Origin of the sequence: Pseudomonas entomophila (assembly GCF_029478665.1) — a bacterium.
GTDB lineage: Bacteria > Pseudomonadota > Gammaproteobacteria > Pseudomonadales > Pseudomonadaceae > Aquipseudomonas > Aquipseudomonas entomophila_F.
The window spans coordinates 168,565-175,905 of record NZ_JARPQB010000013.1 but is presented as its reverse complement, the minus strand read 5'-3'; the positions used below and the strand labels follow the sequence as shown (position 1 = coordinate 175,905).

6 protein-coding genes are annotated in these 7,341 nt (G+C 62.3%); 4 read left to right on the top strand and 2 right to left on the bottom strand.

What is annotated here, in order from left to right; translation table 11 throughout:
* Positions 1–405: 405 nt before the first annotated feature.
* Complete coding sequence (locus P5705_RS09490) at positions 406–1,626, bottom strand: CaiB/BaiF CoA transferase family protein (RefSeq protein WP_277460567.1); 1,221 nt, start codon at positions 1,624–1,626, stop codon at positions 406–408.
* Between the two features lie 15 nt (positions 1,627–1,641).
* Positions 1,642–2,823 (bottom strand): acyl-CoA dehydrogenase, encoded by a 1,182-nt coding sequence (locus P5705_RS09485; protein ID WP_213659072.1) that lies wholly within the window; start codon positions 2,821–2,823, stop codon positions 1,642–1,644.
* Positions 2,824–2,989: 166 nt separating this feature from the next.
* On the opposite strand from P5705_RS09485, the gene P5705_RS09480 reads away from it, so the two are divergent.
* From P5705_RS09480 to P5705_RS09465, 4 genes are all read left to right on the top strand, one after another.
* Complete coding sequence (locus tag P5705_RS09480) at positions 2,990–3,904, top strand: LysR family transcriptional regulator (RefSeq protein WP_277460566.1); 915 nt, start codon at positions 2,990–2,992, stop codon at positions 3,902–3,904.
* Positions 3,905–4,333: 429 nt separating this feature from the next.
* The gene (locus P5705_RS09475) at positions 4,334–5,455 is read left to right on the top strand and encodes a Re/Si-specific NAD(P)(+) transhydrogenase subunit alpha (RefSeq protein ID WP_011531565.1); all 1,122 of its coding nucleotides are present in this window, start codon (positions 4,334–4,336) and stop codon (positions 5,453–5,455) included.
* Between the two features lie 11 nt (positions 5,456–5,466).
* The gene (locus tag P5705_RS09470; protein ID WP_008097413.1) at positions 5,467–5,781 is read left to right on the top strand and encodes an NAD(P) transhydrogenase subunit alpha; all 315 of its coding nucleotides are present in this window, start codon (positions 5,467–5,469) and stop codon (positions 5,779–5,781) included.
* Between the two features lie 2 nt (positions 5,782–5,783).
* The gene (locus P5705_RS09465) at positions 5,784–7,220 is read left to right on the top strand and encodes an NAD(P)(+) transhydrogenase (Re/Si-specific) subunit beta (protein ID WP_277460564.1); all 1,437 of its coding nucleotides are present in this window, start codon (positions 5,784–5,786) and stop codon (positions 7,218–7,220) included.
* The last annotated feature ends 121 nt before the right edge of the window (positions 7,221–7,341 follow it).

Genomic DNA, 7,341 nt, shown 5'->3' with positions numbered 1-7,341 from the left:
ATTTCAAATAATTAGCGAGAAGACTGCATAACGGCCGCCAGGCGTGCGCTCAGCACCTGCACCGCCGTTGAGATCGAGCGCCGCCGCGCGGCGCATCGCGGATGAATCCGCTCCTACACGGGTTTGTTCCAAGCCAACGGGCACGACGCGGTATTTTGCCGAACCCCCAGGCGAGCAACCATGGCCTCATAGGTGCGGCACGTTGCAATAGATGTAGGAGCGGATTCATCCGCGATGCGCCGCGCGGCGGCGCTCGATCTGACAGGCGCTGGAGAAACCAAGGTAGGCACCTCTCAAGACCAACACAATCTAAAGACAGGCACCTGCCAGCCACAACGCCATCTATATAGAAGCCCCAAAAGCAAAGCGGAGAGGCCTGTCGGCCTCCCCGCTCTCTATATAGCCTCACAACACCCCGGCAGCCCGCAACCGCTCCACAGCCCCAGCATCCAACCCCAGCACATCGCCCAGCACCGCCTCGGTATGCTCCCCCAGCAACGGTGGCGCCTGTCGATACTCCACCGGCGTCTCCGACAACCTGATCGGGCTCGCCACCTGCGGCACACTGCCCGCCAACGGATGATCCATCTTCACCGCCAACCCCCGCGCAAGCACCTGCGGATCCTGGAACATCCGCGCCAGGTCATTGATCGGGCCACAAGGTACACCCGCCTTCTCCAGCTCACCGATCCACTGCGCCGTGGTCTTGAACACCGTGGCCTGACGAATCAACGGAATCAGCTCGGCCCGATTAGCCACCCTCTGCTTGTTAGTGGCAAACCGCGGATCATCCGCCCACTGCGGCTGACCAGCCACCTCGGCGAACTTGCGGAACTGCCCATCGTTACCCACGGTGAGGATGAAATCGCCATCCGCCGTCGGGAAGTCCTGGTAAGGCACGATATTGGGGTGAGCGTTACCCAAACGACGGGGAGCGCTACCCGTGGTGAGGTAGTTCATCGCCTGGTTGGCCAGGCAGGCCACTTGTACATCCAACAGCGCCATGTCGATGTGCTGGCCAATACCGGCCTGGTCACGGTGGGCGAGAGCAGCCAGGATCGCCACGGTGGAATACAGGCCAGTCAGGATGTCGGTCAGAGCGACCCCGACCTTCATCGGGCCCGCGCCTTCCTCTCCCTCGGGGCGTCCGGTCAGGCTCATCAACCCACCCAGCCCCTGAATCATGAAATCATAGCCCGCACGCTTGGCATACGGCCCCGTCTGGCCAAAGCCTGTGATCGAGCAATAGATGAGCTTCGGATTGACCGCCTTCAGGCTCTGGTAATCCAACCCATAGCCAGCCAACCCGCCGACCTTGAAGTTCTCGATGACGATATCCGACTTCGCCGCCAGCTCCCGCACCAGGCGCTGACCTTCCGGCTGGGTGAAGTCGATGGTCACCGAGCGTTTGTTGCGGTTGGCCGACAGGTAGTAGGCCGCCTCGCTGGTGTTCTCGCCGTGGGCATCACGCAGGAAGGGCGGCCCCCAGGAGCGGGTGTCGTCACCCGAGCCCGGACGCTCGACCTTGATCACGTCAGCGCCAAGGTCAGCCAGGATCTGGCCGGACCAGGGGCCGGCCAGTACCCGGGAAAGATCCAGCACCCGCAGATGGGAAAGCGCACCCATGGCCTGGCTCCTCTATTAATAGAACGCCTGGATGCCGGTCTGCGCACGCCCCAGGATCAGCGCATGCACGTCGTGAGTACCCTCATAGGTGTTGACCACCTCGAGGTTGACCAGGTGACGAGCCACGCCAAACTCGTCGGAGATGCCATTGCCGCCCAGCATGTCACGGGCCATTCGAGCGATATCCAGCGCCTTGCCGCAGGAGTTGCGCTTCATGATCGAGGTAATTTCAACAGCCGCGGTGCCTTCATCTTTCATCCGCCCCAGGCGCAGGCAGCCTTGCAGGGCGAGGGTGATCTCGGTCTGCATGTCGGCCAACTTCTTCTGGATCAGCTGATTGGCGGCCAATGGGCGGCCAAACTGCTGGCGGTCCAGGGTGTACTGGCGCGCGGTGTGCCAGCATGCCTCGGCGGCGCCCAGCGCCCCCCAGGAGATACCGTAACGGGCCGAGTTCAGGCAAGTGAACGGGCCTTTCAGGCCGCGGACATCCGGGAAGATGTTCTCTTCCGGCACGAACACATTGTCCATGACGATTTCGCCGGTAATCGAAGCGCGCAGGCCGACCTTGCCGTGAATGGCAGGTGCACTAAGGCCCGCCCAGCCTTTCTCCAGGACGAAACCGCGAATGTCGCCGGCATCGTCCTTGGCCCACACCACGAACACATCGGCGATCGGGCTGTTGGTGATCCACATCTTCGAGCCGGTCAGGCGATAGCCACCCTCAACCTTGCGCGCGCGGGTAATCATCGAGCCTGGGTCGGACCCATGGTTGGGCTCGGTCAGGCCGAAGCAACCGATCCACTCGCCGCTGGCCAGCTTGGGCAGGTACTTCTGCTTCTGCGCTTCGGTGCCGAACTCGTTGATCGGCACCATCACCAGCGACGACTGCACGCTCATCATCGAGCGGTAGCCGGAGTCGATGCGCTCAACCTCACGGGCGATCAGGCCATAGCACACATAGTTGAGGCCGCTGCCACCGTACTGCTCGGGGATGGTCGCGCCCAACAGGCCGACTTCGCCCATCTCGCGGAAGATCGCAGGATCGGTCTGCTCATGGCGGAAAGCTTCGAGCACACGTGGCGCCAACTTGTCCTGGGCGAACTGATAAGCGCTGTCACGCACCATGCGCTCTTCTTCAGTGAGCTGCTGATCAAGCAGCAGTGGGTCGATCCAGTTGAAGCTTGCTTTACCGGCCATGTGTGGATTCCTCAAGAGAAGGTGGGGACGGATATTGTTGTTGCATTGATCCTAGGCCTGTTCAGCCGTCCGGACAAACGAGGATTGCGCACGGTTTAGTGATATTTTCTCACTCCGTGATCAGTCAAAAGCCGTATTACACGGCGAACAAGTGAGGTTGACGTACATGCGCCGCAAGATCCCCAGCACCACGGCCTTGGTCTGCTTCGAAGCGGCCGCCCGGCATGAGAGTTTCACCAAAGCCGCCCAGGAGCTGGCCTTGACCCAGGGCGCCGTCTGTCGGCAAATCGGTGGGCTGGAAGCCTTCCTCAATGTGGAACTGTTCCGTCGCTCGCGGCGGGGCGTGAAGTTGACTGAAGCCGGGTTGTCCTACAGTCGCCAGGTAGCCTCGCAGCTGGACGCGGTGGAGCGCGATACGCTGTCGGTGATGCGCCAGCAGGGCGCTAATGTGATCGAGCTGGCGGTCGTGCCGACTTTCGGCACCCAGTGGCTGCTGCCTCGCCTCAAGGACTTCCAGCAACGCCACCCGGAAGTCACGGTCAACCTTACCAACCGCACCCGCCCGTTCCTGTTTGCCGACACACCCTTTGACGCCGCCATCTACTTCGGTGACGCCGACTGGTCGGGTACCCAGGCGCACCGGCTGATGGGCGAGAACCCGATGCCCGTGTGCAGCCCGGCATTGCTGGGCGGGCAGGGCAGCCTCGACGCGGGACGGATCGCCGAACTGCCCCTGCTGCAGCAGACCACCCGGCCCTATGCCTGGCGGCAGTGGTTCGACGGTCTCGGCATGAGTGTGGAGCGCGACATGACCGGCCCGCGCTATGAACTATTCTCCATGCTGGCCCAGGCAGCGATGCACGAGATGGGCATCGCGTTGATTCCACCGTTCCTGATCCAGCGCGAGCTGGAGGAGGGCAGGCTGGTGGTCGCTAACAGGCATGCCCTGGCCAGCGACAAGGCCTACCATCTGATGATTCCCGAGCGAAAGGTCGAATCCGCTTCATTGCGGGCCTTCCGCGACTGGCTGGTGGCCCAGGCACAGCAGTACACGGCAGCGAACTCGTTGGGGAAGCCCTAGAAGCTGACCCCGTAGTCAATTATTTTAAACACCTACAGATATATGGATTTGTCGCAAATTCGTAATCTGTTCCGCTGCTCATTAAAACCCCCTTCAACCCTAGTAGACATGCGGGTTTGCGGCTTATTTTGCGACATTCACCCAGCCGTTGACGAAAACAACGAAAAAAATTTCCAAATTTCTCCTAAGCTCCGGATAGCGCGAGTTTGACAGCTTCTTACCGATTCATTGCGACATAGGGTCACAGGGTGACTTGTAGTTTTAACTTCGTTTCGCTTCAGAACCGGTTGAAGGCCTTCAGGTTCGTCTGCAAAATGCCTCCCCCGCCCCCGAATCAGGCGGAGTCGTGCTCTACGGCCGCCCAGCCGCACCACCCGAAGTGCGCTGGTTTCCATAAAGACAATAAAGGTCACCGCAGGAGACATAGACGTGCACATTGGTGTTCCTCTCGAGACGCAGACGGGTGAGACAAGGGTCGCCGCGACCCCGGAAACCATCAAGAAACTGGTAGGCCAGGGCCATCAGGTCACCGTGCAACGGGGGGCAGGGCTCAACGCCAGCATTCCGGACAGTGCCTATGAAGCCGTGGGCGCCAAGCTAGGCGAAGCCACCGACGCATTCGGCGCGCAGCTGGTGCTCAAGGTGGTCGCGCCCAATGACCAGGAACTGGCGCTGATCAACAGCGGCAGCCTGCTGGTGGGCATGCTCAACCCCTTCAACAGCGAACTGATCGGCAAGATGGCCGAGCGCGGCGTCACCGCCTTCGCCCTGGAAGCCGCGCCACGCACTTCGCGGGCCCAGAGCCTCGACGTGCTGTCGTCCCAGGCCAACATCGCCGGCTACAAGGCCGTGCTGCTGGCCGCCCATCACTACCCGCGCTTCATGCCCATGCTGATGACCGCCGCTGGCACCGTGAAGGCCGCCCGCGTGCTGATCCTTGGCGCCGGCGTCGCCGGCCTGCAGGCCATCGCCACGGCCAAGCGCCTGGGTGCGGTGATCGAGGCGTCCGACGTGCGCCCGGCGGTGAAGGAGCAGATCGAATCGCTGGGGGCCAAATTCATCGACGTGCCCTACGAGACCGATGAAGAGCGCGAATGCGCCGAAGGTGTCGGCGGTTATGCCCGTCCAATGCCCGCCAGTTGGATGCAACGCCAGGCCCAGGCCGTGCACGAGCGCGCCAAGCAGGCCGACATCGTCATCACCACCGCGCTGATTCCCGGGCGCAAGGCGCCGACCCTGCTCAGCGCAGAGACCGTGGCGCAAATGAAACCCGGTTCGGTGGTCATCGATCTCGCGGCGGCCCAGGGCGGCAACTGCCCGCTGACCGTCGCCGACCAGGTGGTGCAAGCCAACGGCGTGATCATCGTCGGGCCGACCAACCTGCCGGCTCAGGTCGGCGCCGACGCCTCGGCGCTGTACGCCCGCAACCTGCTGGACTTCATGAAGCTGCTGTTCGACAAGGACGGCAACCTGGTCATCAACCTCGAAGACGACATCGTCGCCGCGTGCCTGATGTGCCGCGACGGCCAGGTCGTGCGCAAGAACGGCTGAGGAGCACGACAATGGAAGACATGCTGATTTCCCACGGCATCTACAACCTGATCATCTTCGTGCTGGCCATCTACGTGGGCTACCACGTGGTGTGGAACGTCACCCCGGCCCTGCACACGCCGCTGATGGCGGTCACCAACGCCATCTCCGCGATCGTCATCGTCGGTGCCATGCTGGCCGCCGCGCTGACCGTCACCCCGGCCGGCAAGGTGATGGGCACCCTGGCCGTGGCGCTGGCCGCGGTCAACGTGTTCGGTGGCTTCCTGGTCACCCGCCGCATGCTGGAAATGTTCAAGAAGAAAACCAAGAACGAGGCGCAGAAGTAAGCATGAGCATGAATCTGGTAACGCTTCTGTACCTGGTCGCCTCGATCTGCTTCATCCAGGCGCTCAAGGGCCTCTCGCACCCGGCCACCTCACGCCGCGGCAACCTGTTCGGCATGATCGGCATGGGCATCGCAATCCTCACCACGGTCGGGCTCATCTACAAGCTCGGCGCCGAACTGGCTACCGCCGGGATCGGTTATGTGATCATCGGCCTGCTGGTCGGTGGCAGCGCCGGCTCGATCATGGCCAAGCGCGTCGAGATGACCAAGATGCCTGAGCTGGTCGCCTTCATGCACAGCATGATCGGCCTGGCCGCGGTATTCATCGCCATCGCCGCCGTGCTCGAACCGCAATCGCTGGGCATCGTCGCCAGCATCAGCGACCCAATCCCCACCGGCAACCGCCTGGAGCTGTTCCTGGGCGCGGCCATCGGTGCCATCACCTTCTCGGGTTCGGTGATCGCCTTTGGCAAGCTGTCGGGCAAGTACAAGTTCCGCCTGTTCCAGGGCGCACCGGTACAGTTCGCCGGCCAGCACAAGCTGAACCTGATCCTGGGCCTGGCGACCATCGCCCTGGGGCTGCTGTTCACCTTCACCGGCCATTACAGCGCCTTCACCCTGATGCTGGCCCTGGCCTTCGTCATGGGCGTGCTGATCATCATCCCGATCGGCGGCGCCGACATGCCGGTGGTGGTGTCGATGCTCAACAGCTATTCGGGCTGGGCGGCGGCCGGCATCGGCTTCTCGCTGAACAACTCGATGTTGATCATCGCAGGTTCCCTGGTGGGCTCCAGCGGCGCGATCCTCTCGTACATCATGTGCAAGGCGATGAACCGCTCGTTCTTCAACGTCATCCTCGGCGGCTTCGGTGGCGATACCGATGCCGGCGCGGCGCAAGGTTCGAAGGAGCAGCGCCCGGTGAAGTCCGGCTCGGCCGACGACGCCACCTTCCTGCTGAGCAACGCCGACAGCGTGATCATCGTCCCCGGCTACGGCCTGGCGGTGGCCCGCGCCCAGCACGCGCTCAAGGAACTGACCGAGAAGCTGACCCACAACGGTGTGACCGTTAAGTACGCGATCCACCCGGTGGCAGGGCGCATGCCTGGGCACATGAACGTGCTGCTGGCCGAAGCCGAGGTACCCTACGACCAGGTGTTCGAGATGGAAGACATCAACGCCGAGTTCGGTCAGGCCGATGTGGTACTGGTGCTGGGCGCCAACGACGTGGTCAACCCGGCGGCGAAGAACGATCCGAAGTCGCCGATCGCCGGCATGCCGATCCTCGAAGCCTTCAAGGCCAAGACCATCATCGTCAACAAACGCTCCATGGCCAGCGGCTACGCCGGCCTGGACAACGAACTGTTCTACCTGGACAAGACCATGATGGTGTTCGGTGACGCGAAGAAGGTCATCGAGGACATGGTCAAGGCGGTGGACTGATCAGCCCTTCTATATATAGAAGGGCATAAGGCCCCCGGGAGATATTTCCGGGGGCCTTTTCATTTGCTTGATCCAGATCAACGGCTCTATTTCCGGCCTTCGCCTACGACCATGGTCGCGG

Coding starts and splice junctions, on each gene's coding strand:
- P5705_RS09480 (WP_277460566.1), top strand. CDS start 2,990: ATGCGCCGCAAGATCCCCAGCACCACGGCCTTGGTCTGCTTCGAAGCG.
- P5705_RS09485 (WP_213659072.1), bottom strand. CDS start 2,823: ATGGCCGGTAAAGCAAGCTTCAACTGGATCGACCCACTGCTGCTTGAT.
- P5705_RS09470 (WP_008097413.1), top strand. CDS start 5,467: ATGGAAGACATGCTGATTTCCCACGGCATCTACAACCTGATCATCTTC.
- P5705_RS09490 (WP_277460567.1), bottom strand. CDS start 1,626: ATGGGTGCGCTTTCCCATCTGCGGGTGCTGGATCTTTCCCGGGTACTG.
- P5705_RS09465 (WP_277460564.1), top strand. CDS start 5,784: ATGAGCATGAATCTGGTAACGCTTCTGTACCTGGTCGCCTCGATCTGC.